Source organism: Protofrankia sp. Cj3 (assembly GCF_917627355.1).
In the GTDB taxonomy this organism is placed as follows: Bacteria; Actinomycetota; Actinomycetes; order Frankiales; family Frankiaceae; genus Protofrankia.
This window is the reverse complement of sequence record NZ_CAKJTR010000011.1, coordinates 10,058-29,458: the sequence shown is the minus strand read 5'-3', so window position 1 is coordinate 29,458 and position 19,401 is coordinate 10,058. Positions and strand designations below refer to the sequence as shown.

14 protein-coding genes are annotated in these 19,401 nt (G+C 68.0%); 9 read left to right on the top strand and 5 right to left on the bottom strand.

Annotated features, from left to right (window positions below):
• Positions 1–536, top strand: a 536-nt coding sequence (locus MJ783_RS02795) for an SDR family oxidoreductase (RefSeq protein ID WP_239308330.1), incomplete at its 5' end; no start/stop codon positions are given.
• 121 nt (positions 537–657) lie between these two features.
• On the opposite strand, the gene MJ783_RS02790 is transcribed toward MJ783_RS02795, so the two are convergent.
• Entirely contained in the window at positions 658–1,866 is a 1,209-nt protein-coding gene (locus MJ783_RS02790; protein ID WP_239308329.1) for an acyl-CoA dehydrogenase family protein, read from the bottom strand.
• A gap of 305 nt (positions 1,867–2,171) precedes the next feature.
• On the opposite strand from MJ783_RS02790, the gene MJ783_RS02785 reads away from it, so the two are divergent.
• Positions 2,172–2,954: an SDR family NAD(P)-dependent oxidoreductase gene (locus MJ783_RS02785; protein ID WP_239308328.1), complete on the top strand. Its 783-nt coding sequence runs from the start codon at positions 2,172–2,174 to the stop codon at positions 2,952–2,954.
• 143 nt (positions 2,955–3,097) lie between these two features.
• Here MJ783_RS02785 and MJ783_RS02780 read toward each other — a convergent pair whose 3' ends face one another.
• On the bottom strand, positions 3,098–3,862 hold the full coding sequence (locus MJ783_RS02780) for an SDR family NAD(P)-dependent oxidoreductase (protein ID WP_239308327.1): 765 nt from the start codon (positions 3,860–3,862) through the stop codon (positions 3,098–3,100).
• Positions 3,863–3,958: 96 nt separating this feature from the next.
• Positions 3,959–5,329 (bottom strand): chloride channel protein, encoded by a 1,371-nt coding sequence (locus MJ783_RS02775; protein ID WP_239308326.1) that lies wholly within the window; start codon positions 5,327–5,329, stop codon positions 3,959–3,961.
• A gap of 321 nt (positions 5,330–5,650) precedes the next feature.
• On the opposite strand from MJ783_RS02775, the gene MJ783_RS02770 reads away from it, so the two are divergent.
• The 3 genes from MJ783_RS02770 to MJ783_RS02760 all read left to right on the top strand — a co-directional run bounded on the left by MJ783_RS02770 (position 5,651) and on the right by MJ783_RS02760 (position 14,201).
• Positions 5,651–9,967 carry an AAA domain-containing protein gene (locus MJ783_RS02770; RefSeq protein WP_239308325.1) on the top strand — a complete coding sequence of 1,439 codons (4,317 nt, stop codon included), beginning with the start codon at positions 5,651–5,653 and terminating at the stop codon, positions 9,965–9,967.
• A gap of 700 nt (positions 9,968–10,667) precedes the next feature.
• Complete coding sequence (locus MJ783_RS02765) at positions 10,668–12,824, top strand: MMPL family transporter (protein WP_239308324.1); 2,157 nt, start codon at positions 10,668–10,670, stop codon at positions 12,822–12,824.
• Between the two features lie 315 nt (positions 12,825–13,139).
• Positions 13,140–14,201, top strand: a complete 1,062-nt coding sequence (locus MJ783_RS02760; RefSeq protein WP_239308323.1) for a hypothetical protein — start codon at positions 13,140–13,142, stop codon at positions 14,199–14,201.
• Between the two features lie 68 nt (positions 14,202–14,269).
• On the opposite strand, the gene MJ783_RS02755 is transcribed toward MJ783_RS02760, so the two are convergent.
• Positions 14,270–15,241, bottom strand: coding sequence for a quinone oxidoreductase (locus tag MJ783_RS02755; RefSeq protein WP_239308322.1), 972 nt, complete (start codon positions 15,239–15,241; stop codon positions 14,270–14,272).
• A 318-nt stretch (positions 15,242–15,559) separates the two neighbouring features.
• Here MJ783_RS02755 and MJ783_RS02750 point away from each other — a divergent pair, with 318 nt between their 5' ends.
• Entirely contained in the window at positions 15,560–16,783 is a 1,224-nt protein-coding gene (locus MJ783_RS02750) for a cellulase family glycosylhydrolase (RefSeq protein WP_239308321.1), read from the top strand.
• Between the two features lie 97 nt (positions 16,784–16,880).
• Here the strand turns inward: MJ783_RS02750 and MJ783_RS02745 are convergent, their stop codons facing one another.
• Positions 16,881–17,066 carry a hypothetical protein gene (locus MJ783_RS02745; RefSeq protein ID WP_239308320.1) on the bottom strand — a complete coding sequence of 62 codons (186 nt, stop codon included), beginning with the start codon at positions 17,064–17,066 and terminating at the stop codon, positions 16,881–16,883.
• Between the two features lie 120 nt (positions 17,067–17,186).
• Here MJ783_RS02745 and MJ783_RS02740 point away from each other — a divergent pair, with 120 nt between their 5' ends.
• The 3 genes from MJ783_RS02740 (at position 17,187) to MJ783_RS02730 (ending at position 19,382) form a co-directional block, all read left to right on the top strand.
• Positions 17,187–17,720 carry a GNAT family N-acetyltransferase gene (locus MJ783_RS02740; protein WP_239308319.1) on the top strand — a complete coding sequence of 178 codons (534 nt, stop codon included), beginning with the start codon at positions 17,187–17,189 and terminating at the stop codon, positions 17,718–17,720.
• A gap of 53 nt (positions 17,721–17,773) precedes the next feature.
• The gene (locus MJ783_RS02735; protein WP_239308318.1) at positions 17,774–18,166 is read left to right on the top strand and encodes a DUF2237 family protein; all 393 of its coding nucleotides are present in this window, start codon (positions 17,774–17,776) and stop codon (positions 18,164–18,166) included.
• Between the two features lie 193 nt (positions 18,167–18,359).
• Positions 18,360–19,382, top strand: coding sequence for a DUF2278 family protein (locus MJ783_RS02730; RefSeq protein ID WP_239308317.1), 1,023 nt, complete (start codon positions 18,360–18,362; stop codon positions 19,380–19,382).
• Positions 19,383–19,401: the final 19 nt, after the last annotated feature.

The following is a 19,401-nucleotide window of genomic DNA, read 5'->3' as shown; positions in this document are numbered from 1 at the left end:
CGTTCGGCCGGATCGATTACCTGGTGAACAACCTGGGGCTGAGCAGCTATCTGGGCCGCCCGCACCGTGCTGATCGGGACAGCTTCGCCCGCGATGTCGTCGGCAACTCCTGGATCGCCATCGGCATGATCCAGGAGGCGATGAAGGCGGGCCTGGCGGACGGCGGCGGAGCCGTCGTCAACGTGTCCGCCATCAGCATCCGCAAGCTCGTTCCGTACGCGGCCGTGTACACCGCGGGTAAGGCGGCGCTGGAGGCGCTCACCCGCGATCTGGCGCTCGATCTCGGCCCTGACGGCGTCCGGGTGAACGCGATCGCCCCCGGTCTGGTGAAAACCGAGGGCTCGAGGTTCGTCTGGGAGGGCAGGGAGGAGATCCAGTCCCAGGTGGTCCCGCTGCGCCGCCTCGGTGAACCGGACGACATCGCCTCGGTCGCCGCGTTCCTGCTGTCCGCGGACGCCTCCTGGGTCACCGGCCAAGTGATCGACGTGGACGGTGGTTCGGTACTGGCGCCAGGTGAGTTCGTCCATCCCGGCTGAAAAAGGCTGATGTCGAACGGCCGGTATCGAAACGTCGACATCGGATATCGACGTTTCGATACTCGGGGCATGGCGGCCGGTATGTCCGTCGATTGTGCCGGCTGGTCGCTGTTTCGCCCGGTCAGGAGCGGCGGACCGCGCTCCAGGGCAGGTTCTTGTCGACCCGGACGTCCCCGGGCAGCCCCAATACCCGCTCGCCGAGGGTGGTCCGCAGGATTTCCGACGTGCCACCCTCGATCGTGTTGGCACGGGCCCGCAGGAAGGACCGGACCGGGCCGCCCTGCTCGGCGGCGTCCTGAATGTCGAACTCACGAGTGTCGTACGAGTCGTAGAGCATGCCGGCCGCGCCGAGCAGGTCGACGCACAGCTCTGTCGCCCGCTTGTTCAGCTGTGTTGTGGCGAGCTTCGCGACGGAGCCCTGCGGGCCCGTCCCGCCGCGCTCGCGGTCGGTGTCGGCGCGCAGGACGGTGAGCCGGGTGACCTCGACCTGTATCCACAGGTCGAGCAGCCGGTCGCGCAGCACCCGCGCCTGCGCCGAGGAGGTGTCCGCACGCTCCCGCCACAGCCCGATCGCCGCGTCGACCGCGGGCCGCGCGGAGAGCCCGTCGCTGAGCATGTAGCGCTCGTTGTTGAGCGTGGTCAGCGCCACCCCCCAGCCCTGCCCGACCCCGCCGATGCGCTGCGCGTCCGGCAGCCGGACGTCGGTGAGGTAGACCTCGTTGAACTCGGCGTCGCCAGTCAGCTGCCGCAACGGCCGGATTTCGACGCCCGGGGCTGTCATGTCGCACAGGAAGAAGGTCAGGCCGCGGTGCTTGACGACTGACGGGTCGGTACGGACGAGGAGCATCCCCCATCGGGCGACGTGGCCCCAGGATGTCCACACCTTCTGCCCGTTGATCACCCATTCGTCGCCGTCGCGGACGGCGACGGTGGCCAGCGACGCCAGATCCGAGCCCGCGTTGGGCTCACTGAACAGCTGGCACCACACCTCTTCGCCGGTGAACAGTGGACGCAGGTAGCGCTGTTGTTGCTCGTCGGTGCCGTGCGCCAGGACCGTCGGCCCGCCCATCCCGTACCCCAGCGGGTTGCGGAAGAAACCGCTGGGGGCGCCAGCGGCGGTGAGCCGTCCGGTGATGTGCTTCTGTAGCCCGACGCCCAGGTCGAGGCCGCCGCGGCCGACCGGGAAGGAGACCCAGGCCAGGCCCGCGTCGTACTGCGCGCCCAGAAACTCCGCCGGTGGCGTGGACGCGGGCGGGTGCTCGGCGAGCAGACGGTCGATGGCCTCGTCGACCGTCTTGAGGGAGGAGGCCTCCGCTGTCTGCGGCGTCATCGGCGTAATCCCCTTCAGCAGGACGTCACCGTCCTCGGTGCGATCCGTTGGCCGCCTCGGTCGGACGGTCCGTAATCATCATATCAGTATGATTTTATAGATGAATCGGTGCCGAAGCGCCAGGTCGGCCTGGCGTGAGCGCCGGGCGCCGGGCGCCCGGCGCCGGCCTGGTCGGGTCGGGGTCGGGTCAGCCCGATGGCGCTGGAAGACAAATCATCTATATGTTTTGTGCTATCCCGTGACACAGGTGCCCTGCCAGCTGTGGCCGCGAAGGCCTCGGCGCGGGCGTTCTCGATGGAGGTCGGATGGCCCGGGTGGACGGTCAGCTCCCTGGTTTGCTGGTGGGCAAGGTCGCGATCGTGACCGGCGCGGGCCAGGGCGTCGGGCGCGGTATCGCGCACGCGCTGGCCAAGGAGGGCGCGGCTGTCGCGGTCGGCGGGCGGACACTGACGAAGGTCGAGCGCACCGCCGCCGAGATCATCGAGGCTGGCGGCCGGGCGCTGGCAGCCGGCTGCGACGTGGCCGACCAGGGGCAGGTCGAGGCGCTGGTGGCCGCGGCCGTCGAGGCATACGGCACCGTCGACATTCTGGTCAACAACGCGCAGACCGTTGTCCCGCCCAAGCCGCTGGGGGAGACGACACCCGAGGACCTGGCGGTCTGCTACAGCAGCGGGACCCTGGGTACCTTCCACGCGATGCGGGCCTGTTTTCCCCACCTGTCCGCGCACGGTGGGCGGATCATCAACCTCGCGTCGTCGACCGGTGTCGAGGGCGATCCTGGTTTCGCCTCGTACGTGATGGCCAAGGAGGCGATCCGCGGCCTGACGAAGGTGGCGGCGCGTGAGTGGGGCCAGTATGGCATCACCGTCAACGTGATCTGCCCGTTCGGGGACTCACCTGCCGCCACCGCCTTCCGCGACGCGGCGCCGAAGCGTTTCGAGGCCGTGCTCAGGAAGGTGCCCCTCGGCCGGATGGGCGACTGCGAGCACGACATCGGCGGCGCCGTCGTCGCCCTGGCTGGCCCCGGGATGAGCTACGTGACCGGGGCGACTCTCATGGTCGACGGCGGCCGCTGCGTCCTGCGCTAGGTCGCCCGGCTGTATCCCGCTCTGTGCCCGGAAAGGTCAGCGATTGGTTGTCGTTGGGCACGCCGATCCGGCCGAAAACCGCACACAACGACACGCATGCACCGATCATGGACGGTGCGCCGACCTGTCGAGGCCACGCTGGGTCAGGTGCGCATGTAGGCGCCGCCGGACACGTTGATGATCTCGCCGGTGAGGTGGCGGGCGCGGTCGGAGGCGACGAAGGCCACCATCTCGGCGATCTCGTCCGCGGTCGTGAGGTCCGCGAGCACCCCGAGAGCACCGGGAATGTCTTTCAGCTCGGGATGGTCGTCGACGAACTTGGTTCCCCGTACCAGGCCCATCGAGACCGACACCGCGCGGATGCCGTGCGGGCCGCCCTCGTGCGCACAACTGCGGGTGAGCACGTTGAGGCCGCCCTTGGTGATCGCGTACGGCGACTCGATACCGTTGCCGCCGACGTCCGGGGCATAGCTGCCGATGTTGACGATGACACCGCCACCGGCGTCGCGCATCGCCGGCATGGTCACCCGGCACAGGTACCAGGCGCCCGTCAGGTTCACCCGCAGGACGTGGTCCCAGGCGGCCGGGTCGTAGTCGAAAATGCTGCCGAGTACGTTCACGGCGGCGTTGTTGACCAGGATCTGCACCGGGCCGAGGGTGCCCGCCACCTCGGCGACGACTGTGTCGATCTGGTCGCGGTCACCGGCGTCCATCGGATACCCGACCACGGTGGTGCCCGGGTGGTCGGCGGCGATCGCGGCGGTGACCGCGTGGGTCCGCCGTTCGTGGATGTCGGTGACGACGACCCGGGCACCACCGGCGGCTAGCCGCCTGGCCGTCGCCTGGCCGATGCCCTTCCCGGCCGCGGCCGTCACCAGGGCGACCCGTCCGCCGAACTCCGATGCCATGAGCGCCTCCGATGCTCGGGTCGTACCGCCCATCTTGTACCTGAAGTGATAGATAAGATAACTGATTTTTTCCTCGATGACCGGGCCGCACCGGACTCACCTGGCCGGTGGCGGAGTGAGCCTGACAGCGGTCACGTACGCCACCACCACGGCCACGATCACCAGGGGCATGACCGTGAGACCGTCCTTCAGCAGCAGCAGGGTGGCCAGCAGCACCGAGGTCATCGGCAGTGTGAGCAGCACCGCGCTCATCGCCCCGATGCCCATCGCCGCCCCGGCGACGAGGGGCAGGCCGGGCAGGTGGGACATGGCGATCCCGCCTACGGCTCCCAGGAACATCGCCGGGAAGATGGGCCCACCCCGGAAGCTGCTCATCGACGCGCTGTAGGCGAGTCCCTTGCAGGCGAGCAGCAGCAGGAGCGCTCCCAGCGAGTAGCCGCTGCCGTTGACGATGAGCGGGCCCAGCGCGTCCTGGCCGGAGAACAGCACCTCGGACGTGTCCTTGCCGCTGCCCTCGGCGTACGCGATCGCGAGACCCGCGATGGCCAGGCCGACCAGCGGCGTGGCCACCAGCGCATGCCGTTCGACCGGGGAACGCAGCAGCCGGGCCAGTGGCCGGATCGCCGATCCGACCAGTGCCGCGGCAAGACCGATGACCAGCGCCCACCCGAACTCGGCCACGGTCGGCTGCCCCACCGGGGGGAGGTTGGGAATCGCCAGTGACAAGGTTCCGAAGCCGGTCCAGGAGTTCAGACCGATGAAGATCAGACTGCCGACCCCGGCGGCCACCAGGCCGGGCAGCAGCACCAGCTCGAGGGCCGCCCCGGCCAGCCCAACCGCCTCCATCAGGAGGAACGCGGCGATGAGGGGCGAACCCAACAGGGTGCTGATCGCGGCGAACCCGCCAGCCGCGGCCACCACCGCGCCGACCTGCGCGGGCGGGTCGCGCCTGGCCAGGCGTACGGCACACAGTGCGAGGCCGCCGCCGATTGCGATCAGTGGCCCTTCGGGCCCGAGTACCACGCCGAAGCCCAAGGTCGCGAGCGCTGTGATCACGATACCCGGGAGCTCGGCCGGTGCGGGCGCGCCATGCACGGTGAAACCGTCAGCTGGTGACACACCGCCTCGCCCGGGCAGATATCGGATGGTAAGCGCGACCAGGATGCCCGCGAGGGCGAGCACAGGCAGCGGCCACCACAGCGGCTCCTCATGAAAGCCCAGGGCGGTGGGAAGGTCCGTGAAGATCCATCCCTGCATGTCGGCGACCAGTTTGAGGAAGCCATACGCCACGGCCGAGACCGGTGCTCCGAGGATCGCGGCAAGCGCCAGCAGCCCGAGGTAACGCCGGTCTCGCAGCGGTGCCAGCGGATCTGGTGCCAGCGGATCGTCCGGCGACGGCCCGGTCGCCGTCGCTTTGTTGCGGACGCTGACCTTCTGGTCGGTGCTGCCGCGCCGAACGGTCCTCATCGTCGAACATCTCCGGGTTGCCGGCCGCGCGCGGCTCGAGGGGAGCGGCGGCAGGGACCCCCTGGTGCGTCAACGGCGAGTGATGAGATCACACCCGATTGCTTGTTCCCTGGAGCGGTGCCCGACAACCGCCCAGCAGACACGCCCAGCGCAGCGGGTGCGTCCGCGGCTGGCCGCGGCGGACGGCCAGCCGCCAGTGGCAGCCTCGGCTCGTGGTGACGAGCCAGGATGAGCTGTCGTCCGGAACTGTCGGACACATCCGGTACAACATTCTGTTGTCAGAAGATTGATTGACGGAAAGAGCTGATCACGGGGGATGTCGTGAGCACGCGTCAGGGCGAGGCCAAAGCACGGTCGCTGCACCTGCTGGACTACCTGGCGGCTCTGTCGGAGTCGTCGGCGGCGCCGAAGCGGCGCGTGAGCGAGTATGAGCCGCCGCTGATTCGTCCGGTCGACATCCCGGTGCGGCACGGTGTGCTGCTGGGCCCCGCTCCGGGCCAGCCGGCGTGGCTGGCGGTCCCGAAGACGGTGGAGCCGGACGCACCGGTGCTCACGCAGCGGCTGGCTCGTCACGTGTCGTCCGCGACGGTCAGCCTGTCCGGGCCGCCGCTGCTGCCCCTCGACTTCGACACGTCCGCGGCCGAGCGGGGCGAGGACCCGGAGGAGGTCCGGGCTGAGCTGGCGCGGTGGGTCGTCGAGCACTGGCAGCCGTGGGCGGAGCGGGCCATGCCGGCACGGGCCGCTCGAAGGCTCTATCAACACCTGTACGACCTGCGGTTGCGGCTACAGCGGGACAACGCCAGGTACGAACTGGTGTGGGGCCACGGCGTGCTGTCGTGGTTGCCGGCAGGGGAGGCCGTCAACCATCCGCTGCTCCTCACCCCCGTGACCATCGAGATGGACGCGGACACCGGGGTTCTGTCGGTCCAGCCGGACGGGCTGCCCGCGCTGGAGACCGACCCTCTGCTGGGGCTCGCGGCGGTGGAGGAGCTGGCGGCATTGCGGGAGCGGGTACGGGTGATCCCGCCGGATCCGTGGTCTGATGACGGCCTGGCCGATCTGTATGCGCAGATTGTCGCGCCGCTCGGCCTTGACGCGCGGGTCGCGCCCGGTCCCGAGGTGCCCGCCCCGGCCGCGGCGGCGGTGCTGGCCGACACGTGGGTCCTGTTCGTCCGGCCACGTCCGACGCTGTATCGCCGTTTCTACACGGAGCTGCGCCAGGTTCTCGCGGAGAGCGACCTTCTCGCCGAGGCGTTTGCCTCGATCATGGCGGACGACGGCCACAGCGCGGCGGCCAGCTCCGGCGCGGGCATGGGCGACGACGGCTGGGCGGCGGTCGGGCAACGCCTGCTCATGCCGTTACCCGCGAATGACGATCAGCAGCGTATCGCCGTCCGGCTCGCGCGGTCCCGGGGCGTCACCGTACAGGGCCCGCCTGGTACGGGCAAGAGCCACACGATCGCGAACCTTGTCAGCCATCTGGTTGCCCACGGTAAGCGGGTGCTGGTCACCGCGTACAACGAGCAGGCCCTTGGGGTGCTTCGCGACAAGATACCCGCGGAGCTGCGTGACCTGTCGATCGCGGTGCTCGGCTCCAGCCAGGCCGCGCTCGGTGAGCTCCGTGCCTCCGTCCAGACCATCATGGACGCGGTCTCCAGCATCGAGCCGGACGCCGAGGCCCTTGCGCTTGAGGCGCTCGCTCGCGATCTTGACGCGGCCCGCGCTCGCGAGCGGAACCTCGAGCTGCGCCTGGTGGATCTGCTCCGCGACGAGGCCGCCGAGTTCGAGCTCCCCGAAGGGCCCGCCAAGGCCGCGCAGGTGAGCGCCTGGCTGGCCCGGCACGAGGCGGAATGGGACCGCATCCCAGACAGGCTGGCCGCCGGCCGCCGGCCGCCGCTGACGCTCGGCGAGTTCACCGATCTGGTCCGCCTTGCGGGCATGGTGAACGTGGCGGACGCGGCTGCCGCCCACAGCCTGCTGCCGGACCTGACAGTGATCCCGTCCACCGGGGATCTCCGCGAGCGGCACCGTGTCCTCGACCTCCTCCGCGACGAACTCGCCGAGCTGGAAGAGCGGGGGGTGGTGCTGCCAGCCGTTGACGCTCTCGGTGGACCGGCGCTTGAGGTCCTCGCCGGTGACGCCCAGCAGGCGGTTGCTCGCATCGCCGAGCTGGATGCGCCATGGCTTGTCACCGTCCGCGGTCAGGTCGCCCAGTCCGCGGCGCTGGCCGGGTTCTGGGCGGAGCAGGCCGAGGCGCTTGCCGAATGCGCTGGCACACTCGTTGACACGCGGCGCCGGATGGCCGGCAGGGAGATCGTCATCCCGGCTGGTGACCCCCGGTCGCAGGAGGATTTCCTCGACGATCTTGCGTCCCGCTTCGCCGCGGGCCGGGGCATTCCACGCCTCGGCGGCAAGGGGCTGAAGACGTTTCACAGCGCCGTCCGGGTCGATGGCTTTGAGCTGCGGACCGAAGCCGAGGTCGACGCCGTCCGGGCGGTGATCCGCGAGCGGGCCACCAGGGCGACGGCGGGCCGCCGGTATGCCGAGCTGGTCGAGCAGCTGAACGCGCCGCCGTTGGACGCCAGCACACCGGCTTTCCTCCCCTCGCTCGAAACAGCGGTCGGCCTGCTGCGCGGCGCGATCGCCTGGGAGGCCACGGCCATGCCCGCGTTGGTCGTCCGGCTGCGTGCGGTGCTTCCGCGGACCCCGGCGCGGCCGACCGCCGCCGAGCTGCGCGAGATCGGCACCGTGCTCACGGCTGCCGCGAAGCGTGGCGACGAACGGGCTCAGACAGCGCGGCTCGACGAGCTCCGCGCGGCTCTCGCGTCCGGGCGGCGGCGGCCGGACGCGAGCCCGCTGTGGGACGCGCTGTCCGACGCGCTGGCCCGGCGTGACTTCGCCGCATGGCAGACGGCCCGCGAGGAGATCGCCCGGCTCACCGGGCTGCGGCCCGTCCTGGCCCGCCGTGACGAGCTGGCCGGGCGTCTCGCCGCTGTCGCCCCGGTCTGGGCCAGCCGTGTCATCAGCTCCGGTGGAGACACCGCCGTCTGCGGCCAGCCGCGGGACCTTGCGCGGCTCTGGCAGTGGCGGCAGGCCCAGACCTGGTTGGAGAGCCTGCTCGGCCGGGGCGACGCCACGCTGTTGCAGCGCCAGATCGCCGCCACCGCGGCCGACGTGCGCCGGCTCATCCTGGAGCTGGCCGCCCGCGGGGCCCGGCTCGGCGTGCGGCGCAGCCTGCTTGAAGATCAACGGCGTGCGCTCATCGCCTGGCTCCAGGCCCTCGCGAGGATCGGAAAGGGCACTGGCAGATTCGCCGGTAAATGGGAGGCGGACGCGCGGGCCGAGCTGCCGGCGGCGATGGGCGCCGTCCCGATCTGGATCATGCCGATTCATCGGGTGCTGCAGAGCTTCGACCCTCGCCGCACCGCGCTGTTCGACGTTGTCATCGTCGACGAGGCCAGCCAGTGCGGCGTGTTGTCCCTGGGGGTCCTCGCGCTCGGTCACAAGGCTATCGTCGTGGGCGACGACAAGCAGATCAGTCCGATGGCGGTGGGCGTCGACCGGGACCGCGTCTTCGAGCTGATCGAGTCACACCTGGCCGGCATGCCGCAGCGGTCCCTGCTCGATGTGGAAGCCAGCCTCTACGACACCGCGACCCGCGTGTTCGGGGAAGTGGTGCTCTTGCGTGAACATTTCCGGTGCGTGCCGGACATCATCGAGTTCTCCAACCGGTTCTACGACGGCAAGATCCTGCCGCTGCGGGAGGCTGTCGATCGCGGCATCGGTCCCGCGGTCCGGCCGGTTCGGGTGGCGGCCGGAGCCCGCACCCGCGGCCAGTACGGTGACGTCAACGAACCCGAGGCACTCGCGCTCGTCCAGCAGGTTCTCGACTGCCATGACGATCCCGCGTACGACGGGATGACCTTTGGGGTCGTCACCCTGCTGGGCAGCGGGCAGGGGCGCCTGATCGAGCAGACGCTGGTGGGCAAACTCGGTGCCGAGGAGTACGAGCGTCGGCGGATCCGGGTCGGCGACCCGTACAACTTCCAGGGCGACGAGCGGGATGTCGTCTTCCTCTCGGTCGTCGCCGACGACAACCGCTCCGCCGCGACCCGCAAGGCCGACCAGCAGCGCATCAACGTCGCGGCGAGCCGCGCCCGCGACCAGTTGTGGGTTTTCCACACCGTCGATCACGCTGTGCTGCATCCCGACGATGTTCGTGGGCAGCTGCTCGCCTACGCATATGGAGTCAACACACCGCAGGCGCGAACCGCAGCTCTCGCGGAACGGTGCGAGAGCGACTTCGAGCGCGCCGTGCTGCGGGAACTCCTGCGCCGTGGCTACCAGGTGTCCCCACAGCATCACGTTGGTCATTTTCGCATCGACCTGGTGGTGGAGGGAGCCCATGACCGGCTCGCGGTCGAGTGTGACGGCGACCGCTTCCACGGTCCGGAGCAGTGGGAGACCGACCTGCGGCGCCAGCGGGTACTCGAACGGCAGGGCTGGAAGTTCTGGCGGGTCCGGGGTTCGGCGTATTTTCGTGATCCGGTCGCCGCGCTCGCGTCACTGTGGGAGCGGCTCGACGAGTTGGGTATCCGTCCCGGGCATAGCCCCGGTGCCGGTGGCCTGGGCTTTTAGGGCGTACTTCTCGAAAGCCGGCTGTCCGGCTCCCTGGTCGAACGACGCTTTCCGAAACACGCCGTAACACGACGGCGAAGGACGCCCAATCACGGCTTTTGCCGTGGTCGCGGCGCCCGATACCGACGATGCCCTCGCCGGACGCGGCGTACGCCGTGCCCGCCGGTTACCGGGTGGTGTTCCTGCCGGCGCCCCCACCGTCGGGACGCGACTGCGACAACGAGGTCTGGGAACCGCTGGGGATGGCCGGGGCGAGCCGGAATGACGATCTCAAACACGCTCTGAGAAAAGAGGCCGGGCGGGACCCTGGCGGGTGGACATGCCGGCGGCGAAACGCCGGCCGGGGGTGCGGCGGGACCGTAGCCTACGGTGGCAGACTCGCCTGAACACAGAACGCGGAATAAGAGCGCCCGACAATAGGGGTGTGGATCAAGGAGCGGGACTGGGGTGCGTGCATCGCGAGGCGGCGGAGGGAGCCACCCTGGCATTGGGTGTCGACCGACGACAACGCGGCGAGGTGCGTGCTCCAGCCCCGCGACGCCGCGCCCCTATTGCCGGTCGCTCTAAACAGCGCCCAGGGGAGCACCGCAAGCCGGACATTTGTTTTCTTGTCGTGCCAGGCGCATCGATCGTGATATGCGGCGCCAGGCGACTGGACGGGGGAATTGTGGGGGACGGCCGGTCTGGGCGTGTTGAAAGAATGATCGGTGGGTTTGCCGGTTTCGTCGCACGCCGCCGGCTGCTGTTCGCCGGGGCCTGGCTCGTGCTCTTCCTTGTCGCCGTCCCGTTCGCCGCGATGCAGACCGGTCGCCTTTCCGGTAGCGGCTGGGACGTGCCCGGTAGTTCGGCGGCGCTGGCAAGAGAAAAACTGAAGGAACTCCCCGGCCGAGCGGGTGAATCGCTTGCCGTATTTGTCCAGGGCCCGAGCGGCGCTGCTGTCGACGCCAGGCTGGCGGCGGTCGGCGTTGAGCTCAGCCGCTATCCCGGGCTGCTTTCCGGCGGTCCCGTCCAGCGTTTTGACGATGGACGTGCCGCACTTGTCCCCATGCGTGCCGTCGACCAGAAAAGAATCTTTGACTTCGCGGCGGGCCTGCGCCGGGCGCTGGTTTCCGATCGTGCGGGTGTGTCGACGCGCGTGGTTGGCGAGGCCGCAATGTGGTCGAACTTCCAGGAAATCTCCAAAAAACAGGCGGTAAGGGCGGAGACGGTGAGTTTCCCGCTCGTGCTGCTCATCCTTTTTGCCGCGTTCGGCACGCTGGTGGCCGCCCTGACCCCGATAGCGCTGGGCCTGGTCGCCGTTGCCGTGACCGGTGCCGTGATCTACCTTCTCGCCGGTGCGTTCGAGATCTCGGTCTACGTGACCAACATCGCGTCGATGCTGGGGATCGGGGTCGCTGTCGACTACTCCCTGTTCGTGGTTGCCAGCTACCGTGGCCGGCTCCGCGAGGGCGCCGAACGCGGCGAGGCACTGCGCGGCGCGTTCGCGAGCGCGGGCACGGCGGTCGTGTACTCCGGTGCGACCGTTATCGTCTCGCTGCTCAGCCTTCTGCTCGTCAACGTGAACGCGATCCGTTCCATGGCGGTTGGGGCGATCATTGTTGTCGCTGCCGCGCTGCTTGCCACGACCACGCTGCTGCCCGCGCTGCTCGCCCTGGCTGGGCCCTGGATCGAACGGCCGCGGATCCGGATACCGCCACGGCGGGTCGGCAGGAGCCTGGTGCGGCGGCCAGGGGCACACCGGCCAGCGGCGCATCGGATGGCGGATGGCGCTGGTCGCTTCTGGGCCGGCTGGACCAATATGATTATGCGTCGGCCCGTCGCCTTCCTCAGCGCCGGAGCCGCGGTCCTGCTCATCGCGGCAAGCCCATTGCTGGGTATCCACACCCGTAACGGAGCGCTCGAGCAGCTTCCTCCTGGCGCGGAGGTCCGGCTGGCCACGGAGCGGCTTGCGGAGCTGGCTGGCCCGGGTGCGCTGGGAACGATGGAACTCGTTGTTTCAAGCGAGGCCGCGGCTGACCGGATCGCCGCCGACGTCCGCGCATTGGACGGGGTCACCGCCGTGACGCCGCCGATGGCTTTCGCCGGGAACTATCTCGTCGAAGTGGTCCCCGCCGCCGATCCCGAGTCCGACCAGGCCCGTGCGCTGCTCGGCACGGTGCGTGCCATCAGCGGCCGGGACGCCGATATCGCTGGTACGACCTCGTTCGAAGCCGCCATGGACCGGGCCATCTTCGGGGACCTCTGGAAAATTATTGTCTTTATTCTGGTTTTCTCCTATCTCATCCTGATCGTCTTGTTCCGCAGTGTGCTGCTGCCGCTTAAGGCGGTCGTGATGAATGTTCTCTCGGTTGGCGCGGCCTACGGCGTCCTTGTTGCGATCTTTCAGTGGGGCTGGCTGGGCTGGACCGGCTTCTCCGCACCCGGCTACATCGACTCGATCGTGCCCGTCCTGCTTCTTGCCATTGTTTTCGGCCTGTCGATGGACTATGAGGTGTTTCTCCTCACTCGCATCCGTGAACGGTATCTCGCGGGAGCGGACAATGCCAGCGCCGTCGGTCACGGTTTGGCCGCCAGCGCCCGGACGATCACTGTTGCCGCGCTTATCATGGTCACTGTTTTCGGTTCGTTCGCCTTTGCCGGGGGCACCGCCCCCAGGGAGCTCGGTGTCGGCCTCGCCACTGCTATCCTGGTCGACGCCACCATTGTCCGCCTCATCGTGGTCCCCGCGATGATGAAACTGCTCGGCGACTGGAACTGGTGGTTTCCGGTACGAAAGAAGCCGGCTGCCGTGTCCGTACCGGCGGGCCGGGCGCCCACGGAACGGGCGGATGTCGACAGAGCTGTGGCCGGGCAGTAGCCTGACCAACAAAAATATCACGCGGGCTCGTCGACCGAAGTTCGGCGTACGAGCGTCTGGAGTCTGCTGTCATCGCACGTGCGAAGTGCCCCCTCGATCTGGTGGACGGAAGCGTGGAGAATTCCCGTTCTCCCACAGCGGCATTTCCGCGTTCGCACCGGCCGCCAGACAGGCATATACGACGGTGTATGCGGGCTGCGAGCGACCGGGAACAGGGGCGTGAAGCAACCGCAGCGGCACCCCGTGGATCGTGATCGTTGACGGTGGTGCCATACTGCTCCGGTCCCCATGGTGATCGTGCTAAGGATTGCGGGCGTGCTCGCCGGTGTGGTGGTCATCCTCGCCACAGTGCTTTCGGCGGTGCGCACGACTGTGCTGCCCCGAGGGGTTCCCTCCCGGCTGAGCCGGTTCGTTTTCGTGCTGGTGCGGTGGGCGTTTCAGGTTAGGGTGGGCCGTGCCCCCACGTACGACCTGCGTGACCGGGTGTACGCCAACTATGGCCCGTTCGCCCTGTTGTTCCTGCTGCAGTCCTGGTTGCTGCTGGTCTACGGGGGCTTTGTCCTCGCCCAGTGGGCCGCGGAGCCGGCCCGTGGCCTCGGTGACGCGCTCGTTATGTCCGGCTCCTCGTTGCTCACGCTGGGATTCGACGTGCCGCGGGGAGGGCTGTCGATCGCGCTCGCCTTCGTCGAAGCCTCGATCGGCCTCCTGTTGGTCACCTTGTTGATTTCGTATCTGCCGGTGATCTACGCTGCTTTCAGCCGGCGAGAGGCTGCGGTCGCGAAGCTGGAGGTTCGGGCCGGTAGCCCTCCCACCTGCCTCGACCTGCTCACCCGCGCCTGGCGGCTTGAGCGGTTCGACCGGTTGACCACGACCTGGGGCGAGATGGAGACGTGGTTCGTCGACATCGAGGAGAGCCACACGTCATTCGCGGCGCTGGTGTTCTTCCGCTCGCCACAGCCCGAGCACTCCTGGATCACCGCCGCTGGCGCGGTACTCGACTCCGCGGCCCTGCTGGCCGCGGTGCTGGACGTACCCCGAGACGTCGAAGCGGAACTGTGCATCCGGTCCGGCTACCTGGCGCTGCGTCGCATCGCCGATTTCTTCCAGATTCCCTATCCGGCCGATCCGCGGCCGGGAGACCCGATCAGCATCTCCCGGGACGAGTGGGAGACGGTTGTCGACGGCCTCGCCTCCGCTGGCCTGCCCGTCCGGGCCGATCGGGAGCAGGCATGGCGGGACTGGGCCGGCTGGCGAGTGAACTACGACCGCCCGTTGATCGCTCTCGGCATGCTCGCGCAGGCGCCCTACGCTCCCTGGTCCACCGACCGTTCCCTCGCCGACTTCAGGTCACCGCCGATGTTCCTGCGCAAACAGTAGATCATGTTCGCTCTCCGGCAGCTACCGGATGAGTGGCATCGGTGTAGCCGAGAACCGCGAAACACGTCCTAACGCGGTAGCAGGAGCAGCTTGCCGGTCGTGCGTCTGGCGGCGAGGTCGTCATGTGCCTGGGCGGCGTCGTCGAGTGGATAGGTACCGCCGATACGGACCTCAAGTCGGCCCTGCCGGATCCAGGTGAACAGATCATTGGCGCGGCGCAGCAGCTCGGCACGGCTGGCGATGTGGTGGACAAGTGTCGGGCGGGTGACGAACAACGATCCGCCACCGGCCAGGCGCTGCAGCTCGAGCGGCGGAACCGGCCCGCTGGCCGCGCCGTAGAGGACCAGGTAGCCGCGCGGCCGCAGCGCGGTCAGGCTTTCGTCGAAGGTTGCCCGGCCGACGCCGTCGTACACGACCGCCGCGCCGGCGCCGTCGGTGATCTCTCGTACCGCGGTGGCGAAGTCCTCGTAGTCGATGACGTGGTCGGCTCCGGCCCGCCGGGCGAGCTCGGCCTTGTCAGCTGTGGAGGTGGTGGCGATGGCCGTCCCACCGCGCATCTTGACCAGCTGGGTGAGCAGGAGGCCCACCCCGCCGGCCGCGGCGTGCACGACCACGGGGTCCCCGGCCGCGATCGGGTAGGTGCTGTTGGCCAGATAGTGGGCGGTCAGGCCCTGCAACATCACGGCTGCCGCCACTCGTGGCCGCACCCCGTCCGGGATGGGGACGGCCCGGTCGGCGGGGATGGCGACCTGCTCGGCGTAACTGCCCGCCACGCCCGTCCACGCGACCTTGTCGCCCGCGGCGAAGGCGGTGACACCCGGACCGGCGGCCACCACGGTGCCCGCGCCTTCGACGCCCGGTACGTAGGGCAGACCGACGGCGTAGGGCGGATTGCCCTGCCGCTGGTAGATGTCCATGAAGTTGACGCCGGCAGCCTCGACGTCGACGACGAGGCTGCCGGGAGCGGCCTGCGGTGCCGCCAGGTCAGTCACCGTGAGCACATCCGGTCCGCCGTGCTGTTTCACAACGACTGCGCGCATGACCACATCCTCTTCTGAAGTCTCGGGTGGCACACCGGTAGGTCAGGCCACACCGATGGCCACACCGATGGCTGAACCGATGACTGAGGCCAGCCGCCGACGGTTGTGAAAATGCATTCGCACGATTTGGCCAATTTATGCACAACTGTGTGGACCGATCGTTCTGTGGTTGACATTATTACCGAGGGTTGACGGAGGGGCCGCCTGGGTAGCTGCGCGCCGTCCGGGAGGAAGAGTCACCCAACTGTTGCAGTATGTTGCGCAGAGCGCATGACCTACTGCTTATCGTAATGGCCCCGACAATGATCGGAAGACGGCATGTCCAACACAGCGCACTACGGTCATTTCCGGCCGAGACCGGCGTATCTGCCGGTGCTCCTGTTCGCACTGTTGTTCGCGGCCGTCGGCTGCCAGTCCCCGGTGACCCAGGTGGGCCAGCCGAGCGGCTCGCCGACCGCCACGTCCACGGCAGGGCAGGGCGCTGCGAACGGCGGTACTCAGCCGTCGGCATCATCGACCGCCACGGGGACGGCGACCGCGGCCCCGACCGCTGTCCCCGCTCCCACGGTCAGCACGACGCCTGTGGCGTCATCGTCGGCAGGCGGCTCGGCAGGGGTGGCCGGGGCACGTGGCCGGGTGCAGGTACGGAACAACACCGTGGTGACCGACCAGGGGACTCTGCTGCGGGCGGGCACGTTGTGGTACTTGAACTACTCGTCCGGTGCCTCACAGGTCCTGTGGGCGCGTGAGGCCGCCACCGGCGAAGCCTTCTGGGCGACCCTGACAGCGAACAACCTCAACGGCGTGCGTGTCGCCGTCGCCTACAACGAGGCGTCGGACTCGCCGACGATGGCCCAGATAACCTCTTATCTGGACAAGATCATCGAAAAGGCTGATGCCCACGGGATGTATGTCATGATTGACTATCATTCCGCGCTGGCCGCCGATGCTGATCAGCAGTACACGATCGCACGGCTGCGGGAGTTCTGGAGTGTGATCGCGCCACGCTACGCGAATCGGACGAATGTGCTCTACGAGTTGTACAACGAGCCGGTGACCTGGCGGCCCGCGGATTACACGGCACAGAACATCGCCGACCAGAAGGAGATCTACCGGCTGATACGGGCGAAGGCCCCGGAAACCCACATAATCATTCTGTCCTTCGCGGTGCCGGCCAACTACGGGGGCGATTCGGCTCCGACGATGCTCAGCATCGCCAGCCAGTTCGACGGGGTCGTTGACTGGTCGAAGACGTCGGTCGGCTTCCATGCCTACTGGGAGACCAGCTCGCAGCCGTGGGTCAGGCTGAAAGCCTCCTACCCGGTCATCTCCACCGAGTTCATGGGGCCGGCCGGAACCGTGGCCGAGGCGACGTCGTTCGACGGCTCCCGCTGGACGACCGAGGTGTTCGAGCGGCAGGGGATCTCGTGGGTCGGTTGGAACATCACTGACACCCAGAACGACATCAACACGATATTGCCTGACCTCCGGCGGGACGCCACGGGCAAGGGCTACTGGTGGCAGGCCGACCACGGGGCATGAGAATCTGATCGAACACTGAGCGAACATCGCTATGGTGTGAGCACGCCCGGCTGGAGTCCACGTATCCCGTGTGGATCCCAGCCGGGCGTTTTGCTGATCAGGCCGCGAGGGCCTCGGCCCCGGCATCGCGGGTCGGCGCGTCGACACTTGGGGTCAAGTGGCCAGCCGCGTCCGTGAAGGTGATTGTGCAGGTCAACGTGCGGGCGCCGGCCTGCCAGCTCTCGGCACGGATGTAAAGCCAGCCCACCCGCATTGTCGAGGTCGGCAGCCTCCCCCGAGTCACTCCACGCGCATACGACGGCGCACTCTACCCGTACGACACGTTGCGAATCAGTGGAAGATGGATGAAGCAGAAGGTCGAGGGGCACACTCCCATGGTTGTCTTTGCGAGAGGATCGGGAATATGACAGTGGTGACCACCGCTCATACCGCCGATCTGGACGCCGCCACTCTCAAAGCGGCGCGAGTTCTCCTCGACGGTGTCTTCGCGGGAGAGATGACCGACCACGACTGGGAGCACGCGCTGGGTGGCATCCACGCGCTGGTGTGGGAGGGCGTTGATCTGATCGGGCACGCGTCCCTCATTCAGCGGCGACTGCTGCACGGCGGCCGGGCGTTGCGTACAGGTTATGTCGAGGGCGTCGGAGTACGCGCGGACCGGCGCGGTCGCGGACACGGCGCGGCCATGATGGGGGTGCTGGAGCGGGTGATACGCGGCGCGTACGACATGGGCGCGCTGGGCGCCGTCGACGGGGCGGCGGACTTCTACGCGGCCCGGGGTTGGCAGCGGTGGCAGGGGCCGACGTCGATGCTTACCCCCAGCGGCATCGTGCGCACCGTGGCGGAGGACGGTGGTATCCACGTCCTCGCGTTGACTGTTCCGTTGGATTTGTCCGGTGACCTGATCTGTGACTGGCGCGATGGTGATGTCTGGTAGTTCGGCCGGTGGAACCGCCCACCGGCGGCATCGGGGGATGGGAGACTGTGATCGTGGCCGATGAAGAAAACGTACTCGGCGGAAAATTGGAGGCCTGCGGTACTGATCCGGTGACCGGTTTCTTCCGCGACGGATGCTGCAGCACCGGTCCTGAAGATCTTGGTAGTCACACGGTGTGCGCAGTTGTCACTGCGGAGTTCCTGCATCATCAACGGCAGGTCGGGAACGATCTCACAACACCCCGACCTGAATATCATTTTCCCGGGCTGCACCCGGGGGACAGCTGGTGTGTGGTTGCGGCACGGTGGTTGCAGGCCTGTGAGGCCGGCGTCGCGGCGCCCGTTGTTCTGGCCGCCACACACGCACGCGCCCTGGAGGTCGTTCCGCTTGAGGTGCTCAGGAGATACGCGGTGGACGTACCTGCCGATCCACGTTCGCTTGCCTGAATCTCAGGCTATACCACATTCTCAACTATTAGAAGCGGGAATGAAGATGTCTGCCGGCATCGGGTGGGTTTCTGGTGCTGGCGTGTCACGGTCGCGCATCCGACAACTGACTCGTTCATAGCTGTTATCATTCTAGAGTGCTCTGCGTTCGCAGAGTTCTTCCGCTGCCGCGGAGAGATTGTGGGGGGTTTTGATGTCGCTGTCGGATTACGGTGTTCTTGTCGGCCGGATCGCCGACCGGAAACGGGAGGGAGGGAAGGGCAGTCCGCATTACCAGATCCATGTCCGGGGTGGCGGCGTGGACTTCCGGGTAGCGGTGAACGTCCTTTCCGCGCTGCCGCCGTCAGAGCTCCTGTATGTCGCGGACGAGGATTTTCAGCACCCGATGCTGGCCGAGCTGGAATCGGCGTCGGAAGGGTTCACCACGCTGCCGGGCAAGCCGGCTGGCGTGGCACTCGACTTCATCCGCGGGAATCTGTTCGATCGGCTGGCGATGCGTACCCTGCCGCCGGATCTCGCGGGTCCGGACAACGACCTTGCCGACAAGCTCGATCACTACGTGCTGCGGGCAAGCCGTGACCCGAACAGCAGGCTCTACGCCTTCGGGCAACGATGGGGCCCGGAACCGGGGGTGCCGGACAAGGTGTTCGGCTTCTCCCCGGGTAATGGCGTCCATGACGTCCATATGAATCAGGGCAACAGCGGTCGGTTCACGCGTGACGACGGAGTGTGGCAGGACGGTGCGCTTCTTATTCATTTTCCCGCTGTCCGACAATGGGTTGCGATCTTCCTTGCTTTCCAATCCCAGACATGGCATACCGACGACACCACCGGCCACGCCCTCCCACGGATCACCCCTCCCGTGCCTGGGCGGCCCACGCCCGGCGCATCCGATCATCTGCTCCGCATTGTCGCCGCGCTGGTCAACCCTGTCGGGCCGGCGCCTGAAGCTGAAACGGTCACCATTGTCAACACCGGGACACAGCCAGTGGACCTTACCGGCTGGTCGATCGCGGACCGGGACGCCCACCGTTTCCAGATCATCGACGGCGTGCTCCCGGCCGGGGAAACCCGGCGGATACCGCTCGCGCCGCCGGCAGCGCTCGGTAACCGTGGTGGCATCATCACTCTGCTCGACCGCGGCGGCCTGAAAGTCGACGGTGTCTCCTACACCGCTGCGGACGTCACCGAGGAAGGGCGCACCATCGTTTTCTAAGAGCGACCGGCAATAGGGG

Bases quoted from the DNA above. Each gene is read 5' to 3' on its own strand.
- MJ783_RS02750 (WP_239308321.1), top strand. From the start codon at position 15,560: ATGTCCAACACAGCGCACTACGGTCATTTCCGGCCGAGACCGGCGTAT.
- MJ783_RS02790 (WP_239308329.1), bottom strand. From the start codon at position 1,866: ATGACGCCGCAGACAGCGGAGGCCTCCTCCCTCAAGACGGTCGACGAG.
- MJ783_RS02785 (WP_239308328.1), top strand. From the start codon at position 2,172: ATGGCCCGGGTGGACGGTCAGCTCCCTGGTTTGCTGGTGGGCAAGGTC.
- MJ783_RS02755 (WP_239308322.1), bottom strand. From the start codon at position 15,241: ATGCGCGCAGTCGTTGTGAAACAGCACGGCGGACCGGATGTGCTCACG.
- MJ783_RS02780 (WP_239308327.1), bottom strand. From the start codon at position 3,862: ATGGCATCGGAGTTCGGCGGACGGGTCGCCCTGGTGACGGCCGCGGCC.
- MJ783_RS02775 (WP_239308326.1), bottom strand. From the start codon at position 5,329: ATGAGGACCGTTCGGCGCGGCAGCACCGACCAGAAGGTCAGCGTCCGC.
- MJ783_RS02765 (WP_239308324.1), top strand. From the start codon at position 10,668: ATGATCGGTGGGTTTGCCGGTTTCGTCGCACGCCGCCGGCTGCTGTTC.
- MJ783_RS02730 (WP_239308317.1), top strand. From the start codon at position 18,360: ATGTCGCTGTCGGATTACGGTGTTCTTGTCGGCCGGATCGCCGACCGG.
- MJ783_RS02740 (WP_239308319.1), top strand. From the start codon at position 17,187: ATGACAGTGGTGACCACCGCTCATACCGCCGATCTGGACGCCGCCACT.